This window comes from Humibacter sp. (assembly GCF_051954055.1).
Lineage (GTDB): Bacteria > Actinomycetota > Actinomycetes > Actinomycetales > Microbacteriaceae > Humibacter.
Window position 1 is genome coordinate 205,300 of sequence record NZ_JBQCIE010000092.1, and the last position, 19,732, is coordinate 225,031.

Genomic DNA, 19,732 nt, shown 5'->3' on the forward strand with positions numbered 1-19,732 from the left:
TCCCGAACCCCTGGAAATCCTCGGCAACATGCACGAATCCATCACCAACAGGAGACGACACGTAACGGTGGCGGCGCATCCGGCTCGACGCAAGCTCTACGAGCTCGAGGTCGTGCGTGTACTCACCTTCGCCTGTGTCATCGCGGTGCACGTGATCAGTCACACCTCGCGCGGAAGCGTGCCGATCGTCGCCTCCCTGACACTTCTGCACTTCACGCGCGAGGTGTTCTTCGCGCTGACCGGATTCGTGCTCACGTTCAGCTACCTGCGCAAGCCGAAGCCCATGCGCCAGTTCTGGCCGAAGCGGTTCCTGCTGGTCGGCGTGCCCTACGTGGTGTGGTCGTTCATCTACTGCGTCATCAGCGCGATCGGCAAACCGTTCGACCTCGGCGGATTCGTGCTGCGCTTCCTCTATGCCACGTTGACCGGGACGGCGTACTACCACCTGTACTTCCTGCTCGTCACGATGCAGATCTACCTGCTGTTCCCGCTTCTCGTCTGGCTCGTGAAGGCGACCCGCCGTTGGCACTGGCTGCTCGTCTCGCTCGCGTTCGCCGTGCAGCTGACGATCAGCGCCCTGGATGCCTACAAGCCCGGCTCGCTGCACTGGATCAACCTGTTCAGCAACGTGATCAACTACCAGGCGTTCATCATCGGCGGCGCCGTCGCGGCCTACCACTCGGAGGCCGCGCTGCAGTGGGTGCGCGACCATCGGCGCCTCATCGCGATCGTCACGCCGCTCGCAGCGGCAGCCGCGATCGGCGTCTATCTGCTTCAGCTGCAGTGGGGCTATTCCGCCTACCGGGCCGCGACCGCGTACCAGCCGGTCGTGATCGCGTGGTCCGCCGTGGCCGGCGTCGCCCTGCTGGCGATCGGCGCCTGGTGGGTGGATCGCAAGCCGGACGCACCGCATCGCACCCTCGATTACCTCTCCGACCGGTCGTTCGGCGTCTTCCTCGCGCATCCGCTCGTGCTGTGGGCCCTGCTCGGACTCGCCGGCGCACTACTGGGCTCATGGCCGCCGCTCGTGTCGACGCTCGTGGCGTACCCGATCGTCGCGCTCGGGGCGCTGGGCATCGCTGACGCGTCGCGGCGGAGCATCCTGAGCCTTCCGCTCGCCGGTCGCCCGCGCGCCACGCGCCGCAAGAACAACCCCTGAATCCCGCGCGACGCAACGGCGAATCGCCGCCCCTGTACATGCCTATGCATGTTCTTTGACGTGCCTGGGAGAGGTGCGATTCTTGCAGTCGTCTCAAAACGGCGCCAGCACCATCGCAGTATGACCACGTATCGACAGGAACCTTCCCGGCTCTCGTCCGACGCCCCGAGCACCGGCGTCGGCTGGGCCGTTCCCGCCGAACGTGGCCGCGCCGCCACCGACTGGTGGCGGGTCGGCGCGGTCTCGGTGGTGTGGCTGACGAGCCTCTTCGTCGTGGCGCTCTGGGTGGGCGGCGGCGCGGTGGAGGATCTGCTGCGCTGGAACGCCGACACCATCGACACGCTCGGCCGCATCACCGGCCTCGTCGCAGCCAACCTGCTGCTGTACCAGGTGCTGCTCATGGCACGCATCCCGCTCTTCGAGCGCGGCTTCGGCCGTGACGGCATGACGAGGATGCACCGACTGGTCGGCTTCTGGTCGTTCTGGCTCATGCTCGGCCACATCGTGCTGATCACGATCGGCTACGCCGCGGAGAGCGGAACGAACCTCGTGGTGCAGGCGTGGCAGTTCGTGTGGGACTACCCTGGCATGCTGCTGGCGACCGCCGGGACGGCGCTGCTGATCCTCGTGGTCGTGACGTCGATGCGGCGAGCGCGGCGGCGCATCCGCTACGAGTCGTGGCACCTGCTGCACCTGTACGCCTACCTCGGCGTCGGATTCTCCATCCCCCACATGCTCTGGACCGGCGCGGACTTCCTGTCGTCGGCGCCCGCCACCGTCTACTGGTGGACGCTGTGGGCGCTCGCGGCCGCCAGCGTCGTCGTGTATCGCGTAGTGGTGCCTGTGGTGCGATCGATGCGGCACAGCGTTCGGGTCGCGTCGGTGGAGCCCGACGGCGACCGTGGTGTTCTGGTGCGCATGCAGGGCCGCGGGCTCAGCAGGCTGCGCACCGAGGCGGGTCAGTTCTTCGTCTGGCGCTTCCTGGACGGACCGGGCTGGATGCGCGGACATCCGTTCTCGCTGACCGCGGCTCCCAGCGGGGATGAGCTGGCGATCTCCGCGCGGGTGCTGGGCGACGGCACCCGACGGCTGGCGCGCATGCGACCAGGCACGCGGGTCGTCTTCGAGGGACCGTTCGGCCGGCTGACCGGCCGCGACCGGCGGGGTCGCAAGCTGATCATGCTGGGCGCCGGAGCGGGAGTGGCTCCGCTCGTGTCCCTTCTCGAGTCTGAGCCCTATGCGCCCGGTGAGGCCACGCTCGTCGTGCGCGACCGTGCGCCGGGCGACGGCCTGCGCGGAGAAGCGATCGGCGAGCTGGTGCGTGGGCGAGGCCTTCGGTACGCGCGGCTGGACGGCCGGCGCTCGAGGGGGGCATCCGTCTGGCTCCCGGAATCCCATTCCGACTGGCCGGGTGCCGAGCTGATCCGCTACCTGGCGCCGGATCTCGAGGAGTACGACGCGTACGTCTGCGGGCCCGAGCCGTGGATGCGCAGCGTCACTCACGATCTGCGGGCGGCGGGCATGCCGGCGGCGCGCATCCACACGGAACGGTTCTCGGTGTGACCGGGCGAGGAATGGAGTTCACGCGATGAAGAAGATCATCTACGGGCTGCTGGCCACCGTGACCGGCACCGTGCTGCTGCTGAGCTACCGCACGTCGCTCGAGGCGGTGAATCCGACGTCGGCGACGAGCACGACCGGCTCCGGTTCCTCGACGAGCGGCTCCGGTTCGTCGTCGGCGTCCTCGTCGAGTTCGAACTCGAGCTCGAGCTCGACGAAGAGCGGGTCGACCTCCTCCGCGTCTCCCTCGGCCTCCGCCTCCTCCAGCGGCCTCAAGGACGGCACGTTCACGGGGCAGTCCGTTGACACCCGGTACGGTCCTGTGCAGGTGCGCGTGACCGTGTCGGGCGGAAAGATCACGCAGGTGGATGTGCCCACCTACCCCACCGAGAGCTTCCGCGACCAGGAAATCAACCAGCAGGCGGTCCCGCAGCTCGTCTCCGAGACGCTGAGCGCGCAGAGCGCGAAGATCGACATGGTCTCCGGCGCGACGTTCACGAGCGACGGATACGAGCAGTCGCTGCAGAGCGCTCTCGATCAGGCGAAATCATGACCTCTATCGACCGACGACGCCAGGTGCGAACCGATCAGGTGATGGGTACGGTGGCGAGCATCCATCTCATCGTCGACCGCTCCGCTTCGTCCGATGCCGCGCTCCCCGAGGAGCTCGAGGTCGCGGTTCGCGCATGCTTCGACGAGCTGCACGACCTGGATCGGGTGTTCTCGACGTATCGGCCGGACTCCGACGTCTCGCGTCTGCGCGCCGGCGAGCTCGATCTCGCCTCCGCAGACCCGCGCGTGGCGCTCGTGCATGGCGCTTGCGTGGAGGCGAAGCAGGCGACGGGCGGCCTCTTCGATGCCTGGCATCAGGGCTGGTTCGATCCCACCGGGTACGTCAAGGGCTGGGCGATCGAGACAGCGACCGAGCGAGCCTTGCGCCCGCTGCTCGGCCGCGCCGGCGTGCAGGCAGTGGGGCTGGGTGTGGGCGGCGACATGCAGCTGTACACGGCTCCCGGCTCGGACTGGTCGTGGGGCGTGGGCATCGCCGATCCGCGGAGAGCCGGCGAGGTGGTCGCGACCGTGGAAGTGCGTACGGGAGCGGTCGCCACGTCCGGCACGGCCGAGCGTGGATCTCACATCGTCGATCCACGCACCGGCTCGCCTGCGCTCTCCGTGGCCTCAGCGACCATCGTGGCCGACGGTGCCACGGACGCGGACCTGTGGGCGACCACGGCCGTGATCGCCGGATTCCACGACCTCTCGTGGATCACGGCGCCACGAGTGCAGTCGGGCCTCGTCGTCTCCCCCACCGGCGGTGTGCGACGGTTCGCGCGTGGAGTCGAGCTCACGACGTTGGGCGGGTCCGCTTCCGTTCCGCACCTGCCGCCGGCAGCCTGAGCAGGAATACCGTTCCTTCGGGAGAGGTCAGCTCGACGTCCACGCTGCCCCCGTAGCGAGTAGCGACCTGCCGAACGAGGGCGAGGCCGATGCCGAAGCCGCGCCGTCTGCCCGTCTCGCCGGAGCGGGCGAACCTGTCGAACACGCGGTCAGGGTCGATGCCCCGGATACCGCCGCCCTCGTCCCGAACCCGCACAGTCGCGAACGCGTCCTGCCTCCCGACCTGCACGGTCACGGCGGTCTGCGCGGGCGCGTGCTGCACCGCATTGTCGATCAGGGCGATGACCACCCGGGCGATCGTCGTCGCAGGGACCTCCACCGCGACATCCGATTCGATGTCGGCGGCGAGCCGCACATCGGCATCCTCAGCCAAGGGCTCCATCGCGTCGATCGCCTGCCGGACGGCGTCCGCCACGAGCACCGGTCGTTCGGGCGCGACGGCTGCCCCCTCAGCGGTGAGCAGCAGATCGGTGAGGAGCGCCGTCATGGCGCCGACGTCGCGGCGCAGTTCCACCAGGGTTTCATCGATCGGCTGTCCGCGGTCGTGGCGGCGTTGCAGCAGCTGGATGCGACTGCTCAGGGCCGTCAGCGGCGTGCGCAGCTCGTGGCTCGCGTCGGCGACGAAATGTCGTTGCAGGGTCAGGGCATCCGACAGTGGCCGCGAGGCGCGGCGTGCGGCCAGCCAGCCGACGACGGCGAGCAGTGCGACTCCGACGATGCCGAGGCCGATCACCCAGGGCAGCACGCGGTCCACGTCGACGACGAAGCTGTCGCCCACGAAGCGTCGCCCATCCGGTGGGCCACCCGGAGCGCCCGGGCCGCCCTCGTGCCGGCCGGTGGCGAGGATGACCGCGAGCAGGATGCCGACGCCCGCCGCGATGATCACCGCGGAGGCGACGCCGACGAAGAGCCCCACGGAGAGCGAGGCTCTCCGTGCGCGCCGTTGATCGTCGCTCATGTCGAACCGGCCCGGTATCCGCGCGCTCGAACGGTCTCGATGACCTCTCTCGCCGTCTTGCGCCTGATGAAGTGCACGTACGTGTCGACGGAACCGGGACTCTCGCCGCCCGGAAAGACGGATGCGAGGATCTCCTCACGGGTGAACACGTGCTCCGGACTGTCGGTGAGCAGCTTCAGCAGGGCGTTCTCGGTGGTGGTCAACGCGACGCGCGAGCCGCCCTGCGAGTACATGGCCTGCGAGTCGGGCACGTACAGCCAGTCCGCCACGTAACGTCGCTGTCCCTCCGCGCGGAATCCGCGCCGGAGTGCTCGCAGCCGCGCCAGAAGCTCGTCGAAGTCGAACGGCTTGACGAGGTAGTCGTTGGCGCCGGCATCCAGGCCCTCGACGCGATCCCGCGTGGCATCCAGGGCCGTCAGCAGCAGGATCGGCGTGGTGATCTGCGCCTTCCGCACCGCGCGCACGAGGTCGACCCCATCGGACCCCGGGAGCCTCCGATCGACGACAAGGGCGTCGTAGTTCTCCAGCAACGCGTGTCGCAGTGCCGTCTCGCCGTCGGTGACATGGTCGACGTCGTACGTCTCGGATAGCACCTCGATGACCATGCCCGCGATCTCGCGGTCATCCTCGACGTACAGGATGCCAGGGCGCGGATCGTAGGGCATGTCAGAAGCACATCACACTGCGACGGGCCAGCGCACGCCGCGCGGCAGCCTGGTACCGCATTCCGAGCCAGTGGATGTCTGCCTCAGGCTTTTCGGTCAGCCCTCGCTTCCGTCGTGCAGGCCGCGTTCCCCTCGGCGCATCACGTCGTCGATGTCGCCGACCTCGTCAGGTGGTGCTTCGACGTCGCCGGCGTCGTCCGGACCGCCCTCGCCAGGCCCCGCCTTCACGGCGGACTTGTCGATGTCCGGGTCGTTCAGCGCCTCGTCGCCCTTCGGCGACTCGTGCTGGCGCACCTCCGTCTCTCGCTCGCTCGACGGGCTGTACGAGGTCTGCCGCTCGATGTTCCTCTCGTCGCGCATGCCGCATCCTTCCCCTCGCGATCGGCGCAAGGCTCCCGCGAGCGCCGAGGGGCATCAAGGGGTTGCGCGCATATCACGATCGCAACCCGCTGGCGACCCGTTCTGCACGCGTCGGCCGGGGCGTAGCGATGGAGGATGCGAGCTCTCACCTGGCAGTCCACGAAGCGAGTCGAGGTCGTCGACGTACCCGATCCGATCATCGAGGCACCGACGGATGCCATCGTGCGCGTCACCTCGACCGCGATCTGCGGTTCCGATCTGCACCTCTTCGATGTGCTCGGGCCGTTCCTCTCCCCCGGCGACGTGCTCGGACACGAGCCGATGGGGATCGTCGAGGAGGTCGGATCCGACGTGCACCGCGTCGCCGTCGGGGACCGGATCGTCGTGCCGTTCGTCATCGCGTGCGGGGACTGCTTCATGTGCGTCAGGGGACTCACGAGCCAGTGCGAGACCACGCAGAACCACGAGCACGGAACAGGCGCCAGCCTCTACGGGTACACCGAGCTGTATGGCTCCGTTCCCGGTGGACAGGCGGAGCGGATGCGCGTGCAGCTGGCCGACTACAACGCACTGAAGGTGGGGAACGAGTTGCCCGACGTACGGTACCTGTTCCTCAGCGACATCCTTCCCACGGCGTGGCAGGCGGTCGAGTACGCGGGCCTTCCGCCAGACGGCGTGCTCGGCGTCATCGGCCTCGGACCCGTCGGCCAGTTCGTCTCACGCATCGCCCGGCTCCGGGGCCACCGCGTCGTCGCGGTCGAGCCGGTGCCGGAGCGCCGAGCCATGGCCGAGCGGCACGGCATCGACACCTTCGACCTAAGCGAGGATGTCGCGGACTGGCTTCGCGAGGCCACAGACGGGCGCGGCCCGGATGCCGTCGTCGACGCGGTCGGCATGGAGGCACACGGGAGTCCGGCAGCGTCGCTCGCACAGTCGGCGGCGGGGATCCTCCCCGACGCACTCGCCAAGAGGCTCATGACGACCACCGGAGTGGACCGGCTCGCCGCACTGAGATTGGCGATAGACGCCGTCCGGCGCGGCGGGACCCTGTCGCTCGGCGGCGTCTACGCGGGTGCAGCCGACCCGCTGCCGCTCATGCAGCTCTTCGACAAACAGGTCGAGCTGCGCATGGGCCAGGGCAACGTGCAGACCTGGCGGGACGACATCCTTCCGCTCGTCGAAGACCCTGAAGACCCGTTGGGGACGGAGGACCTCGTGACCCACGACGCGCCGCTGGAGGATGCGCCGGAGCTGTACGAGACGTTCCGCGACAAGAAGGACGGCTGCATCAAGGTCGTTCTGCACCCGGAGATGGCCTCATGAACAACACCGTTCTGGCGAACGTCGCAAGGGGCATCGGCGCGGGGCTCGCCGCGACGGCCGCGATGAGCGCCGTGCTCGGCATCGCGTACAAGGTGAAGACCATCGACCGCCAGCCGCCGCAGCTCATCGTGGATGCGTTCCTGCCCGACATTCCGGAGCGCGAGAACCGCGTGCTCGCCGCCGTCGCTCACTTCGGCGACGGGACCGCCGCTTCGATCGGGTACGGGGTCGCGCTGCCCCGCATCATGCAAGGAGTGACGACCGGCACGGGTTACGGCGCGCTCGTCTGGCTGGTCGGCTACGAAGGATGGCTGCCGCTCATGGGCATCCTTCCGCCCGCTCACCGCGACGACCGGCGCCGGGTCGGCACCATGTTCGCCGCGCACCTCGTGTTCGGAAGCGTGCTCGGCTTCGCCCTTCGTCGTCGGCTCACCACTTGAACTCGTCGAAACCCGCGCCAGCTGACGCCGTCGTCACACCGCGATCTGCAGCGGTGGTTCGATAGCGGCGGTGACCTGCTCGACGGTGACGTCGGGGGCGAGTTCTCGGAGCACGAGTCCGCTGTCGGTGACGTCGATGACGGCGAGGTCGGTGATGATCCGGTCCACCACGCCCTTGCCGGTCAAGGGCAGCGTGCACTGGTTGACGATCTTCGGGGAGCCGTCCTTCGCCACGTGCTCCATCAGCACGATCACCTTGCGGGCCCCGTGCACCAGGTCCATCGCGCCGCCGGGGCCCTTGACCATCTTGCCGGGAATCATCCAGTTCGCCAGGTCGCCCGTGACCGACACCTGCATCGCGCCCAGGATCGCGGCGTCGATCTTGCCGCCACGGATCATCCCGAAGCTCAGACCCGAGTCGAAGAACGCCGCACCCGGGTTCAACGTCACGGTCTCCTTGCCGGCGTTGATCAGATCCGGGTCCACGTTCTCCTCCGTGGGATACGGTCCCACGCCGAGGATGCCGTTCTCGGACTGCAACACCACCGTCACGCCCTCGGGCACGTAGTTCGGCACCAGGGTGGGCAACCCGATCCCCAGATTCACGTACGCGCCATCCGGCAGCTCCAGTGCCGCGCGGGCGGCCATCTGCTCCCTGCTCAGCCCCATGCTCAGGCCGCCTTCCGCACCGTGCGTCGCTCAACGCGCTTCTCGACATCCGGACCGACGACCACGACCCGGTCGACGTAGATGCCTGGAAGGTGCACCATATCGGGGTCGATGGCGCCGGCATCCACCACCTGCTCCACCTGCGCGGCGCAGACCCGACCGGCCATCGCCGCCAGCGGGGAGAAGTTGCGGGCGGACTCGTGGAACACCAGGTTCCCGTGCCGGTCTGCCAGCTTCGCGTGCACCAGCGAGAAGTCCGTGGTGATCGCCTCCTCGAGCACGAACTCCTTCTCCACACCGTTCACGGTGAAGGACTGCACGGGCTTCACCGGCGACGCCACCGCGACACTCCCGTCCTGGTGATATCGGCGAGGCAGACCGCCCTCCGCCACCTGGGTGCCGACGCCGGTCTGCGTGAAGAACGCGGCGATCCCTGAACCGCCCGCCCGCAGCTTCTCGGCCAGCGTTCCCTGCGGTGTCAGCTCCAGCTCGAGCTCGCCGGACAGGAACTGTCGCTCGAACTCCTTGTTCTCGCCCACATACGACGACGTCATCTTGCGGATGCGGTGCGCGGCGAGCAGTACGCCGAGACCCCAGTCATCCACGCCGCAGTTGTTCGACACGACGCTCAACTCGTCGACGCCGGACTCCAGGAGTGCGTTGATCAGCACCATCGGGATGCCGCACAACCCGAACCCGCCGACCGCCAGGCTCGCGCCACTCGGAATGTCGGCGACCGCCTCGGCCGCAGAACCGACCACCTTGTCAATCACGGCGCGATCACCTCCGCGCTTCGATTCGGGAACGTCCGATGGTCATGCATGCCGGCCTCCTTGCCTGCTGAAGGGTTCGCGCAGTCCCTTCTGGGGATGCACCGCCCGGGGATTCACATGTGCCTGGGGTCCGCTTCGTGACGGGCCGCAGGCGCTCACCTCCACCATGGCACGACCAAAGCCGATCGGCAGGTCGAAGCTCAGAGCGTGAAGTCGAAGACCGATGAGTCGAAGCGGTTGTAGCCCTCGTAGTCGATCAGGTCGTACAGCTCGGAACGGTGCTGCATGTCGCCGAGCTTGCCGGTGAGCGACCCGTTCTCGTTCAGCTCGTCGAGGCCGCGCACGGCGGCACCCATCGCCAGGCGCAGCAGTGACACCGGCCAGATCACGAGGTTCATGCCCACGTCGGCGAGCTGCTGCACCGTGAACAGCTCGCTCTTGCCGAACTCCGTCATGTTCGCGAGCAACGGCACGTCGACCGCGGCGCGGACGGCGGCGAACTCCTCCAACGTCGTCATCGCTTCGGGGAAGATCGCGTCTGCACCTGCATCCACCAGGGCTTTCGCCCGGTCGATCGCGGCCTGGAGGCCGTCGACCGCACGGATGTCCGTTCGCGCCATGACGAGGAAGTTCGGGTCCCTGCGGGCATCCACCGCCGCTCGGATGCGTTGCAATGCCGTCTGCTCGTCCACCACCTGCTTGCCATCGAGGTGACCGCACCGCTTGGGGTTCACCTGGTCTTCGATGTGCAGGCCGGCGAGGCCGGCATCCTCCAGCTCCTGCACGGTGCGTGCGACGTTCATCGGCTCCCCGAAACCGGTGTCCGCGTCGACCAGGGCGGGCAGATCCGTCATGCGCGCGATCTGCCTCGCGCGACCGGCCACCTCGGTGAGCGTCGTCAGGCCGATGTCGGGGAGCCCGAGATCGGCGGCGAGCACCGCGCCGGAGATGTAGACGCCGTCGAAGCCCTTGCGCTCGATGAGGCGCGCGCTGAGGGGGTTGAACGCACCGGGGAAGCGCAGAAGCCTGCCGGTAGCGAGCGCGGCCCGCAGATCCGCTCGCTTGTCGGCGGGGCTCTTGCCTGAGTACAGCATCGATGCGGCCTTTCGCGTCATCCGTCGCGCCTCGCCCGGCGCGCCATCGCGCCATCGCCGGCGCTTCCCCTCGAACGTAACAGCCTGCGCTGTCAACGTCTCCACGCGCCATCCCGACCCGATTAACATCGCCCGCATGACGGCGGAGGATCAGGCAATGCACGACAGCGCCGATCGGGCATCCGCCGTCGCCTCCACCGCCGACACGGCCGCCGTCGTGCGGCGCGCGCGGCTGAAGCGGAGCGATCCGAACGGGCCGGGCATCCATCGCGTGAACGCGGACCCGCCTCGATTCGTGGATGCCAGAGGACGCCACCTCACCGATCGGCACCAGTTGGACCGCATCCTCGCGCTCGCGATCCCACCGGCGTGGCAGGAGGTGTGGATCAGCACGGACGAGCGCGGACACATCCAAGCCGTCGGCACCGACGATGCGGGACGCCGTCAGTACCTCTACCACGAGGACTGGCGCAAGCAGCGCGATGCCGCCAAGTTCGACCGCGCCCTCCTGCTCGCCCGCGCGCTCCCTGCCGCGCGCCGCGCAGTCACTCGCGACCTGAAGCGCGAGGGGTTCGGCCATGAACGTGCGCTGGCCGCCGCGTTCCGGGTGATCGACCGCGTGTCGCTCCGCATCGGCAGCGAGGAGTACCTGCGCCGCTACGGCAGCCGCGGCCTCACCACGCTGCAGTGCCGCGACGTGGTCGTGCAGGACGACGAGATCGCGCTGCACTTCCCCTCCAAGAGCGGTCAGCGATTCGAATCGCGGGTGGTGGACGCCGAACTCGCCCGCTTTCTCGGCGACGTCATCCGGGCGCGCCGCCCCACGGGCAGGGCGATCGCCTGGCGCACCTCCGGCTGGCACGCGCTCACCACCGGAGAGGTCAACGACTACATCCGTCTGCGCACCGGAGTGGATGCCACCGCCAAGGACTTCCGCACCCTGCGCGGCACGATCGTCGCGGCTTCGGCCCTCGCCGAGGTCGGCCCGCAGCGCACGAAGCGCGAACGGGACGCCGCAGCCCGCGCCGCCGTCAACGCCGCAGCGGAAGCCCTCGGAAACACCCCTGCCGTGGCCCGAGCGAGCTACATCGATCCACGGGTACTCGATCGGTATCGCGACGGGGAGCTGCTGTCACTGAAGGGCGCGCCCGAGGCGGCGCTGTGCACGTTGCTCGGGTGATGGGTTGGATGTTGAACACTTCAATCATATTCGTACTTATCTTCGATTAATAGCCCACACTGTCCGGATCTTATGACTCTCCGTCCACAAGTAGCGCGTTCTGAATCCATCAACACTCGTTGTTATGTTCGATTAATCGAGATAGTATGGACGCATGTCCTCAACGGTCGAGCGCCTCGAAGAAGCCACGCAATGCGCGTGTTCCGTTCTGCAGCGCTCTGCCGCGAACCTGCTTCCACCGTTAGCGAGCCCAGACCAGCACCAGGGTGAGGTGCCATCGCTTGTGCAGCAGATCACAGCACTCGATGACGACGCGCTTTCACGGCTGATGTCGGACGCGGCACGAGGTCGCGCGGAGTTCGACACGATCATCACGGTGGCCGCGGGAGTCGCCGCCAAGCGCTCCGAACGGTCTCAGGGGCAGGCAGGTCTCGCGCAGCGGAATGGGCATCGCAATGCCGTCGGCTTCGTTCAGTCGATCACCGGCTCCAGCCGGGGTGAGGCCGCGCGACAGGTTCGCCTCGGTGGGGCGATGGGAGAGGCCGACGCGGCAGAGCAACTGCTGCTCATGGCACCCGGTGGCGCCACGAGCCGAAGCGACGACTCCCCGACTGGTGATGACTCCGGCGCTGTCGCCGGTGCTGGCGGAGAGGGCGGTGATGCACCGAAGGCATCGGCCGCCCTGCCGTGGAATCATCCGGTGACCTCGGCCGTCGGGGCGGGTGTCATCGCTCCCGCCTCGGGCGACGCGATCGTCCGGGGCCTCGGCGGCCCGAGCCCGACGTGCGATTCGGAAACGCTCCGTGCAGCGGCCGTAGAGATGCTCGACGAGGCTCGAACCATGCACGTCGATGAGCTCTTCCGCACCGCGCGACGGCTGCGCGACGAGATCGACCCGGCGGGCGTCGAGGAACGTTGGCAGAGGCGTTACGACAACCGGTCGTGGATCATGCGCCGGAACAACGAGGGTCAGTTGACCGCTTACGTCGTCTTCGACGACGATTCGGGAGTTTTCGCCACACAGGTGTTGGACGTTGCGCTCAGTCCACGTCGCGGCGGCCCGCGATTCATCTCTGCGGAGGAGCGAGCCCAGGCGGACAAGCTCCTGGACGACCCGCGCACGAACGAGCAGCTCGCGTTCGACACCATGCTCGAGGTGCTGCGATGCGGCGCCGAGTGCGATGAATCTACGACATTCCGCACTCATCGTCCTGCGGTGCGTGTATTGGTCACGCGCGACGACGAGTCACCATCCGGCATCGCCGATGGCATCGGGCACCTCGAGGGAAGCGACGACGCGATCCCGTTGGGCGTCGTGGAAGCTCGTCTGTGCGACGCGGGCTCCCAGGCGTTGATCGTCGACAGTTGCGGGAATCCGCTCGATCTCGGCCGGGAACAGCGACTCTTCTCCGCAAAGCAGCGGACGGCCCTTCGGGCGCGCGACGGCGGATGCTTCTGGCCCGAGTGCGAGAGCCCAGCATGGGCGTGCGAGGCGCATCACAACAACACGTGGTCCAAAGATCACGGGCGTACTGATGTCGCCGACGGCGTTCTGCTATGCAAGTTCCATCATCTTCTGCTTCACAACAAGGGATGGAAGATCGAACGCGATACGTCACCCGGCGGAACGAGGTACCTGCTGATTCCGCCGGCTTCGGTGGATCCGGAACGCGTCCCCATCGAACTCCGTTCGAAGTCGGCGGCATGGCTCCATCATCGACGCCGGACACTCCGACGCTGCATGACGGCCAGCGGACGAACGGCGGCCCCACCGCCTGCGGCTCTGGTCGCGCGCACGTGAGGCACACTTACCCGAGTGCGCTCTCGGAGCGTGTACTCCGGCCGCGCAACCCTATTGCCGGCATCCGGCTGGCGGCGCATTCTGAAGACGTGGGAGAGGCGGTCGAGGATGTCCGAACCTGCTGCACGAGAACAACCTTCCGCACGAGAACACGTGCTCGTCGTAGGCGTCATGGCGAACGAGTCCGGCGATGCGGCGTCCGACACCGTGCTGATCGAGGCAATTCGCTTCGCTCGGATGCTGAGCGCCGAACTCGTTCTGGCGAACGTCGACACCACGAGATACACGGCGAAGCGCAACGCCGACGGCACGGTGTCCGCGTTCCCCATCGATCCGGATTCGGCCGACTCCGTGACGGAGGAGTTCGACCCGAGACTGGCGGAACACGTCACGGCGCTCCTGGCGAATTCCGACATCCGGTGGAGCCTGCGAGCACTGGCCGGAGACCCGGCTCACGAACTGGCTAGGCTGGCGCACGAGGTGAACGCCCTGGCCATCGTCGTCGGCACCCGCAAACGCGGGCTGCGGACGACGGCGCACGAGTTCTTCAACGGATCGGTCGCCGTGCACCTCGCTCACCGACAGCATCACCCGGTGATCGTCATCCCGCTCGACCCGGTCGCCCACGACGAGCCGCTTCCCTGGGAGGTATAGCCACCGGTGCACACCGCAGTCCTCGCCGCATCGCACGGCACCTCCTCCCTTGCCGGACGAACCGCGGTACGGATGCTCGTGGACCGCGTCGCGGCATCGCTCGACGTTCCGGTGATCGAATGCCACGTCGACGTGGAGCAGCCAGACGTCGACTCAGCGCTCGCCAGCGTCGCGGACACCGCCGATCGAGCCGTCATCGTGCCGCTGCTGCTCTCGGCCGGGTATCACGTGTACGTCGACCTCGCCGAAAGCGCCGATCGGGCAGCACTGCCGGCGACCGTCGCTCCGGCACTTGGGCCCGACGACCGGTTGGTCGACGTGCTCGCCCGCCGTCTTCGCGAAGCAGGATATGCGCCGGGCACATCCGTGGTGCTCGCCGCTGCCGGCTCCAGTGACGAACGAGCCGTCGCCGATTGCCTGCGCACGGGCGCGATGCTCGCCGACGTGCTGGAGAGCTCCGTCGACGTCGGGTTCATCTCCGCCGTGCAGCCTCCCCTGGCCGAGGCCGTCGCCTCCGCGCGCGACCGGAATCCGGAGGTACCGGTCGCGGTCGCCACCTACCTCCTTGCCCCCGGATATTTCGCCGACCTCGCACAGCAGGCGGGAGCGGACCTCGTGGCCGCACCGCTGCTCACACCGGAGTCGACACCTCAAGAGCTGATCGACATCGTGCTGGACCGCGCCGCGGCACTCGTCTGAGCTCCCGAACAGCCTGAGCTCGCGAACAGCCTGAACTCCCGAACAGCCTGCACAGACCCGGATGCTCATATGAGCAATGCCGCTCCTGCGCAAGCACGTCACGAACTATGACGCTGCGTGTACCGCTGTTGCGGCGACGGTCGCACTCCGCTCAGGCCGCACGTAGCGTGAACGCCGGTCCGGACATCCAGCACCGTCATCCTGTGCGCCGTCATCGTGCGCAACCGTCGCCGGACCGACTCCAGCGAGGTGAGCATGACGTCAGTGGAATCACGACCGGCGCGCCGGGTACGCCCGCCGCGGGCCGGCACCCCGAACGGGCAGTGGAAGGTCGACGGATCAGAACCACTGAACCCGACCGAGGTGCTCAAGCGCGCTGACGACGGACTCAACGTGCGGGAGCGCATCGAGACGATCTACGCGAAGAACGGGTTCGACAGCATCGAGTCCACCGACCTGCACGGCAGGTTCCGGTGGTGGGGCCTCTATACCCAGCGCCGGCAGGGCATCGACGGCGGGAAGACGGCGACGCTCGAGCCCGAGGAGCTCGAAGATCGCTACTTCATGATGCGCATCCGCACCGACGGTGGTGTGCTGACCACCGAGCAGGTGCGCACGATCGGCGAGCTCTCCCGCGACCACGCGCGGAACACGGCCGACATCAGCGATCGGCAGAACGTGCAGCTGCACTGGGTCGAGATCGAGAGCGTGCCCGAGATCTGGCGCCGACTCGAAGAGGTCGGCATGCGCACCACCGAGGCGTGCGGCGACGTACCGCGCACCATGCTCGGCAGTCCCGTTGCCGGTATCGCGGCAGACGAGATCATCGACCCGACCGACGCGCTCCGCGTGCTCAGCGAGCGCTACATCGGAGACCCCCGGTACTCGAACCTGCCGCGCAAGTACAAGACCGCGATCACCGGGCATCCGAGTCTCGACGTCGCCCACGAGATCAACGACGTCTCGTTCGTCGGTGTCGTGCACCCCGAACTCGGTCCCGGCTTCGACCTCTGGGTCGGCGGTGCCCTTGCGGCGACGCCACGGTTCGCCGAACGGCTCGGCGCGTTCGTCTCCGAGGAGCGGGTGCCGGAGGTCTGGGAGGGCGTCACCGGCATCTTCCGGGACTACGGATATCGCCGGTTGCGCAACAAGGCGCGCCTCAAGTTCCTGCTCGCTGACTGGGGTCCCGAACGGTTCAGGCAGGTGCTGGAGACCGAGTACCTCGGCTACCCGCTGCCCGACGGTCCCGCCCCGCAGCGGGCCACCGGCCCCGGCGACCACGTCGGCGTGCACAAGCAGAAGGACGGCCGCTACTACATCGGTGCTGCGACCACCGTCGGGCGCACGTCAGGCACGGAACTCATCGAACTGGCGGACGCCGTCGAGCGGCACGGATCCCAGCGGCTGCGCTTCACCGCGTTCCAGAAGGTGCTGGTGCTCGACATCGCCGAGGAGCTCGTGCCCTCGATGGTCGCGGAACTGGATGCCCTCGGACTGTCGAGCAAGCCGAGCCCGTTCCGGCGCAGCACCATGGCGTGCACCGGCCTCGAGTACTGCAAGCTCGCCATCGTCGACACGAAAGACACTGCGCGCGACGCGATCGCCGAGCTCGAGCGACGACTCGCCGATGTCGAGCTGCCCGAAGCGATCAGCCTGCACGTGAACGGATGCCCGAACTCGTGCGCGCGCATCCAGGCGGCCGACATCGGGCTCAAGGGCCAGATCGTCACGGACGAGCACGGTGTGCAGCATCCTGGTTTCCAGGTGCACCTCGGCGGAGGCCTCGCCTCGCACACTCGTGCGGAGGCGGCGCTCGGCCGCACCGTGCGCGGGCTGAAGGTGATCGCATCCGACCTGCCGGATTACGTGGAGCGGCTGGTACGGCGGTTCCTCGCGGACCGAACCGAGGGCCAAACGTTCGCCGAATGGGCGAACGCGGCGGACGAGGAGGCGCTGGGATGAACGCGTCCGCCGGTCGAGTAACGAGCGAGCACCGCGAGCACGCGTATCGAGACCGCACCCGCACGACCGAGGAGCTGCGGGCGCTGGCCGAAGCCGGCGCTGCGGCGGTCGGTTCGGGGACGAATGTCGAGGCATCCGCGGCCGAGGTCGTCGCCTGGGTCGCTGAGAACTTCGGCGTTCGTGCCGCGGCCGTCGCGTGCTCCATGGCGGACGCGGTGCTGCCGCACCTCGTCTCGCAGAGTCTGCCCGGCGTCGATGTGCTGTTCCTCGACACCGGCTACCACTTCCTGGAGACCAGGATCACGCGCGACGAGGTAGCGCGGTCGCTCGATGTCACCGTGGTCGACGTGCTGCCCGAGCAGACGGTGGCGCAGCAGGATGCCGAGTACGGCGCAGAGCTCTTCGCCCGCGACCCGGGCCTGTGCTGCGCGCTGCGCAAGGTCGCACCGCTGAAGAAGGCGCTGGCCGGCTACGAGGTGTGGTTCACCGGGGTGCGCCGCGACGAGGCGCCGACCCGCACCGGCACGCCGCTGATCCAGTGGGACGAGCGGCACGGCCTGGTGAAGGTCAACCCGCTCGCCGCGTGGAGCTTCGACGAACTGCTCGACTACGCCTCGGCACACGCTGTGCCGCTGAATCTCCTGCTCAGCAACGGATACCCGTCCATCGGCTGCGAGCCGTGCACCCGGCAGGTGGCTCCGGGAGAGGATCCGCGATCCGGTCGCTGGGCCGGACTCGCCAAGACGGAATGCGGGATACACCTGTGACTGACGTGACGACGGTGGCCGAGCGCTCGACGGTGGACGCGGGTTTCGATACGAGGGCTGACCCGCGCTTGGGGGCCGGCGGGACGGCGCTGGATGCGCTGGAGAACGAGGCGATCCACATCATCCGTGAGGTCGTCGCCGAGTTCGAGCGACCGGTCATGCTGTTCTCCGGCGGCAAGGACTCCGTCGTCATGCTGCACCTGGCGGCGAAGGCGTTCTGGCCAGCACGCATCCCGTTCCCCGTGCTGCACGTCGACACCGGACACAACTTCCCGGAGGTGATCGCGTTCCGGGATGCCACGGTCGAGCGACTGGGCCTGCGCCTGAACGTCGCACGGGTGCAGGACTACATCGACGACGGACGACTCGCGGAACGCCCGGACGGCACCCGCAACCCGCTGCAGACGCAGCCGCTGCTGGACGCCATCCGGGCGGGCAGGCACGACGCCGTCTTCGGTGGCGGTCGCCGCGACGAGGACAAGGCACGCGCGAAAGAACGCATCATCTCGCTCCGCGACGAGTTCGGCCAGTGGGACCCGCGCAACCAGCGCCCCGAGCTCTGGAACCTGTACAACGGGCGGCACACCCCCGGCCAGCACGTGCGCGCGTTCCCGATCAGCAACTGGGCCGAGCTGGACGTATGGCGGTACATCCAGCGCGAGGGCATCGAACTCCCGCCGCTCTACTACGCGCACGAACGCGAGGTGTACCGGCGCGACGGCATGTGGCGCGCGGTCGGGCCCGTCTCGCCGCCCCGCCCCGGGGAGGTCGTCGAGCGGAGAACGGTGCGCTACCGCACGGTGGGCGACATGTCGTGCACGGGCGCCGTGGAGTCGGATGCCACAGACGTCGCGTCCGTCGTGCGCGAGGTGGCGGCATCCACCATCACCGAGCGCGGCGCGACCCGAGCGGACGATCGCATCTCGGAGGCCGGCATGGAAGACCGCAAGAAGGACGGGTACTTCTGATGTCTGAGCTTTTCCGCTTCGCGACCGCGGGGTCCGTCGACGACGGCAAGTCCACTCTCGTCGGCCGTCTGCTGCACGACAGCAAGGCGATCCTCGCCGACCAGTTGGATGCCCTCACCCGCGCGAGCGCGGCGCGCGGGTTCGGCGGCGGCGACCGCATCGACTTCGCGCTGCTCACCGACGGACTCCGTGCGGAGCGCGAGCAGGGAATCACGATCGACGTCGCGTACCGGTACTTCGCGACTGACCGGCGCAGCTTCATCCTCGCCGACTGCCCAGGGCACGTGCAGTACACCCGCAACATGGTCACCGGCGCGACCACTGCGGACGCCGTCGTGGTGCTGGTCGACGTGCGCAAGGGCGTTCTCGAGCAGACCCGTCGTCACCTGTCCGTCGTGCGACTGCTGCGCGTGCCGCACCTGATCGTCGCGGTCAACAAGGTCGACCTGGTCGACTACGACGAGGGCGTGCTCCGGGACGTCGAATCCGACGTGCTCGCCGTGGCGTCCGAGCTGGGAATCGACGACACGCGCGTCATCCCGGTGTCCGCGCTCGAGGGCGACAACGTCGTGGAGCCGTCCGCGAACACGCACTGGTACGACGGGCCGACACTGCTCGAGCTGCTGGAGACCCTCAGCGTGATCGACGAGGTGGAGTCCTCGGCTGCGCCGTTCCGCTTTCCGGTGCAGTCCGTCATCCGTCCGCAGGGTGCGCTCGCGCCCGGGCTGGATCCGGATGCCTACCGCGACTACCGAGGGTATGCGGGCCAGGTCGCATCCGGCTCCGTTCGCGTCGGCGACCGCGTCACCGTCATCCCTGGTGGAGCGACGACGACCGTGACCGCGATCGACCGCGCGGGCGAAGCGCGGGAGACCGCGTTCGCTACGCAGTCGCTCGCCCTGCGACTGGCGGACGACCTCGACGTGGCGCGCGGGCATGTGATCGTGGCGGAGGGCAGGCATCCGCTTCCGTCCGCCGACCTGACCGCATCGCTCTTCTGGCTCGACCAGCGTCCACTCACTCCGGGAACGCGGGTGCTCGTGAAGTACGGCACGGCCACCGTTCAGGCGCTCGTGCGCGACCTGCAGGGCCGGTTCGATCTCGACACGCTCGCGCTGCGCCCAGCGGAACGGCTCGACATCAACGACATCGGGCAGGCCACGCTTCGCCTCGCGTCGGAACTACCGCTGCAGCCCTACGCCGAGCACCGCAGGGCGGGTGCGTTCGTCGTCATCCACCCGCAGGACGGCGCCACCCTCGCCGCCGGCACGGTCATCAGCACCGGGTCGTGACGGGTCCGCG

Annotated in this window: 20 protein-coding genes; 14 read left to right on the top strand and 6 right to left on the bottom strand. The window is 68.3% G+C overall.

Going from position 1 to position 19,732, the window contains the following annotated elements; translation table 11 throughout:
• Positions 1-28: 28 nt before the first annotated feature.
• From ACTHNC_RS10860 to ACTHNC_RS10875, 4 genes are all read left to right on the top strand, one after another.
• A complete protein-coding gene (locus tag ACTHNC_RS10860; RefSeq protein ID WP_440294611.1) occupies positions 29-1,159 on the top strand; it encodes an acyltransferase in 1,131 nt (376 codons plus the stop codon).
• A gap of 120 nt (positions 1,160-1,279) precedes the next feature.
• A complete protein-coding gene (locus ACTHNC_RS10865; protein ID WP_440294612.1) occupies positions 1,280-2,722 on the top strand; it encodes a ferredoxin reductase family protein in 1,443 nt (480 codons plus the stop codon).
• Positions 2,723-2,747: 25 nt separating this feature from the next.
• On the top strand, positions 2,748-3,272 hold the full coding sequence (locus ACTHNC_RS10870; RefSeq protein ID WP_440294613.1) for an FMN-binding protein: 525 nt from the start codon (positions 2,748-2,750) through the stop codon (positions 3,270-3,272).
• Positions 3,269-4,117 (top strand): FAD:protein FMN transferase, encoded by an 849-nt coding sequence (locus tag ACTHNC_RS10875; RefSeq protein ID WP_440294614.1) that lies wholly within the window; start codon positions 3,269-3,271, stop codon positions 4,115-4,117. The genes ACTHNC_RS10870 and ACTHNC_RS10875 overlap by 4 nt, the downstream gene beginning before the upstream one ends.
• Here the strand turns inward: ACTHNC_RS10875 and ACTHNC_RS10880 are convergent.
• The 3 genes from ACTHNC_RS10880 to ACTHNC_RS10890 all read right to left on the bottom strand — a co-directional run bounded on the left by ACTHNC_RS10880 (position 4,065) and on the right by ACTHNC_RS10890 (position 6,100).
• Positions 4,065-5,033 carry a sensor histidine kinase gene (locus ACTHNC_RS10880; protein WP_440294615.1) on the bottom strand — a complete coding sequence of 323 codons (969 nt, stop codon included), beginning with the start codon at positions 5,031-5,033 and terminating at the stop codon, positions 4,065-4,067. The two genes, ACTHNC_RS10875 and ACTHNC_RS10880, sit on opposite strands and share 53 nt — an antisense overlap.
• A gap of 38 nt (positions 5,034-5,071) precedes the next feature.
• Positions 5,072-5,740 (bottom strand): response regulator transcription factor, encoded by a 669-nt coding sequence (locus ACTHNC_RS10885; protein WP_440294616.1) that lies wholly within the window; start codon positions 5,738-5,740, stop codon positions 5,072-5,074.
• A gap of 96 nt (positions 5,741-5,836) precedes the next feature.
• Positions 5,837-6,100 carry a hypothetical protein gene (locus ACTHNC_RS10890; RefSeq protein ID WP_440294617.1) on the bottom strand — a complete coding sequence of 88 codons (264 nt, stop codon included), beginning with the start codon at positions 6,098-6,100 and terminating at the stop codon, positions 5,837-5,839.
• 135 nt (positions 6,101-6,235) lie between these two features.
• Here ACTHNC_RS10890 and ACTHNC_RS10895 point away from each other — a divergent pair, with 135 nt between their 5' ends.
• Together ACTHNC_RS10895 and ACTHNC_RS10900 are read left to right on the top strand one after the other, a co-directional pair.
• Positions 6,236-7,423 carry an alcohol dehydrogenase catalytic domain-containing protein gene (locus ACTHNC_RS10895; protein ID WP_440294618.1) on the top strand — a complete coding sequence of 396 codons (1,188 nt, stop codon included), beginning with the start codon at positions 6,236-6,238 and terminating at the stop codon, positions 7,421-7,423.
• Positions 7,420-7,863, top strand: a complete 444-nt coding sequence (locus ACTHNC_RS10900) for a DUF6789 family protein (RefSeq protein ID WP_440294619.1) — start codon at positions 7,420-7,422, stop codon at positions 7,861-7,863. The genes ACTHNC_RS10895 and ACTHNC_RS10900 overlap by 4 nt, the downstream gene beginning before the upstream one ends.
• Positions 7,864-7,896: 33 nt before the next feature.
• Here ACTHNC_RS10900 and ACTHNC_RS10905 read toward each other — a convergent pair whose 3' ends face one another.
• The 3 genes from ACTHNC_RS10905 to prpB all read right to left on the bottom strand — a co-directional run bounded on the left by ACTHNC_RS10905 (position 7,897) and on the right by prpB (position 10,399).
• A complete protein-coding gene (locus ACTHNC_RS10905; protein ID WP_440294620.1) occupies positions 7,897-8,532 on the bottom strand; it encodes a CoA transferase subunit B in 636 nt (211 codons plus the stop codon).
• Between the two features lie 2 nt (positions 8,533-8,534).
• Entirely contained in the window at positions 8,535-9,305 is a 771-nt protein-coding gene (locus ACTHNC_RS10910) for a CoA transferase subunit A (protein WP_440294621.1), read from the bottom strand.
• 200 nt (positions 9,306-9,505) lie between these two features.
• Entirely contained in the window at positions 9,506-10,399 is an 894-nt protein-coding gene (prpB, locus tag ACTHNC_RS10915) for a methylisocitrate lyase (protein ID WP_440294712.1), read from the bottom strand.
• A gap of 136 nt (positions 10,400-10,535) precedes the next feature.
• Here prpB and ACTHNC_RS10920 point away from each other — a divergent pair, with 136 nt between their 5' ends.
• The 8 genes from ACTHNC_RS10920 (at position 10,536) to ACTHNC_RS10955 (ending at position 19,722) form a co-directional block, all read left to right on the top strand.
• Entirely contained in the window at positions 10,536-11,579 is a 1,044-nt protein-coding gene (locus ACTHNC_RS10920; protein ID WP_440294622.1) for a DNA topoisomerase IB, read from the top strand.
• A gap of 154 nt (positions 11,580-11,733) precedes the next feature.
• Positions 11,734-13,380 (top strand): DUF222 domain-containing protein, encoded by a 1,647-nt coding sequence (locus tag ACTHNC_RS10925; RefSeq protein WP_440294623.1) that lies wholly within the window; start codon positions 11,734-11,736, stop codon positions 13,378-13,380.
• Between the two features lie 108 nt (positions 13,381-13,488).
• Complete coding sequence (locus tag ACTHNC_RS10930) at positions 13,489-14,034, top strand: universal stress protein (RefSeq protein ID WP_440294624.1); 546 nt, start codon at positions 13,489-13,491, stop codon at positions 14,032-14,034.
• A gap of 6 nt (positions 14,035-14,040) precedes the next feature.
• A complete protein-coding gene (locus tag ACTHNC_RS10935) occupies positions 14,041-14,733 on the top strand; it encodes a sirohydrochlorin chelatase (protein ID WP_440294625.1) in 693 nt (230 codons plus the stop codon).
• 255 nt (positions 14,734-14,988) lie between these two features.
• A complete protein-coding gene (locus ACTHNC_RS10940) occupies positions 14,989-16,695 on the top strand; it encodes a nitrite/sulfite reductase (RefSeq protein ID WP_440294626.1) in 1,707 nt (568 codons plus the stop codon).
• Positions 16,692-17,462 (top strand): phosphoadenylyl-sulfate reductase, encoded by a 771-nt coding sequence (locus ACTHNC_RS10945; RefSeq protein ID WP_440294627.1) that lies wholly within the window; start codon positions 16,692-16,694, stop codon positions 17,460-17,462. Before ACTHNC_RS10940 ends, ACTHNC_RS10945 begins: the two co-directional genes overlap by 4 nt.
• Positions 17,444-18,430 (top strand): sulfate adenylyltransferase subunit CysD, encoded by a 987-nt coding sequence (cysD, locus tag ACTHNC_RS10950; RefSeq protein WP_440294628.1) that lies wholly within the window; start codon positions 17,444-17,446, stop codon positions 18,428-18,430. Before ACTHNC_RS10945 ends, cysD begins: the two co-directional genes overlap by 19 nt.
• Entirely contained in the window at positions 18,430-19,722 is a 1,293-nt protein-coding gene (locus ACTHNC_RS10955; protein ID WP_440294629.1) for a sulfate adenylyltransferase subunit 1, read from the top strand. The genes cysD and ACTHNC_RS10955 overlap by 1 nt, the downstream gene beginning before the upstream one ends.
• Positions 19,723-19,732 lie beyond the last annotated feature (10 nt).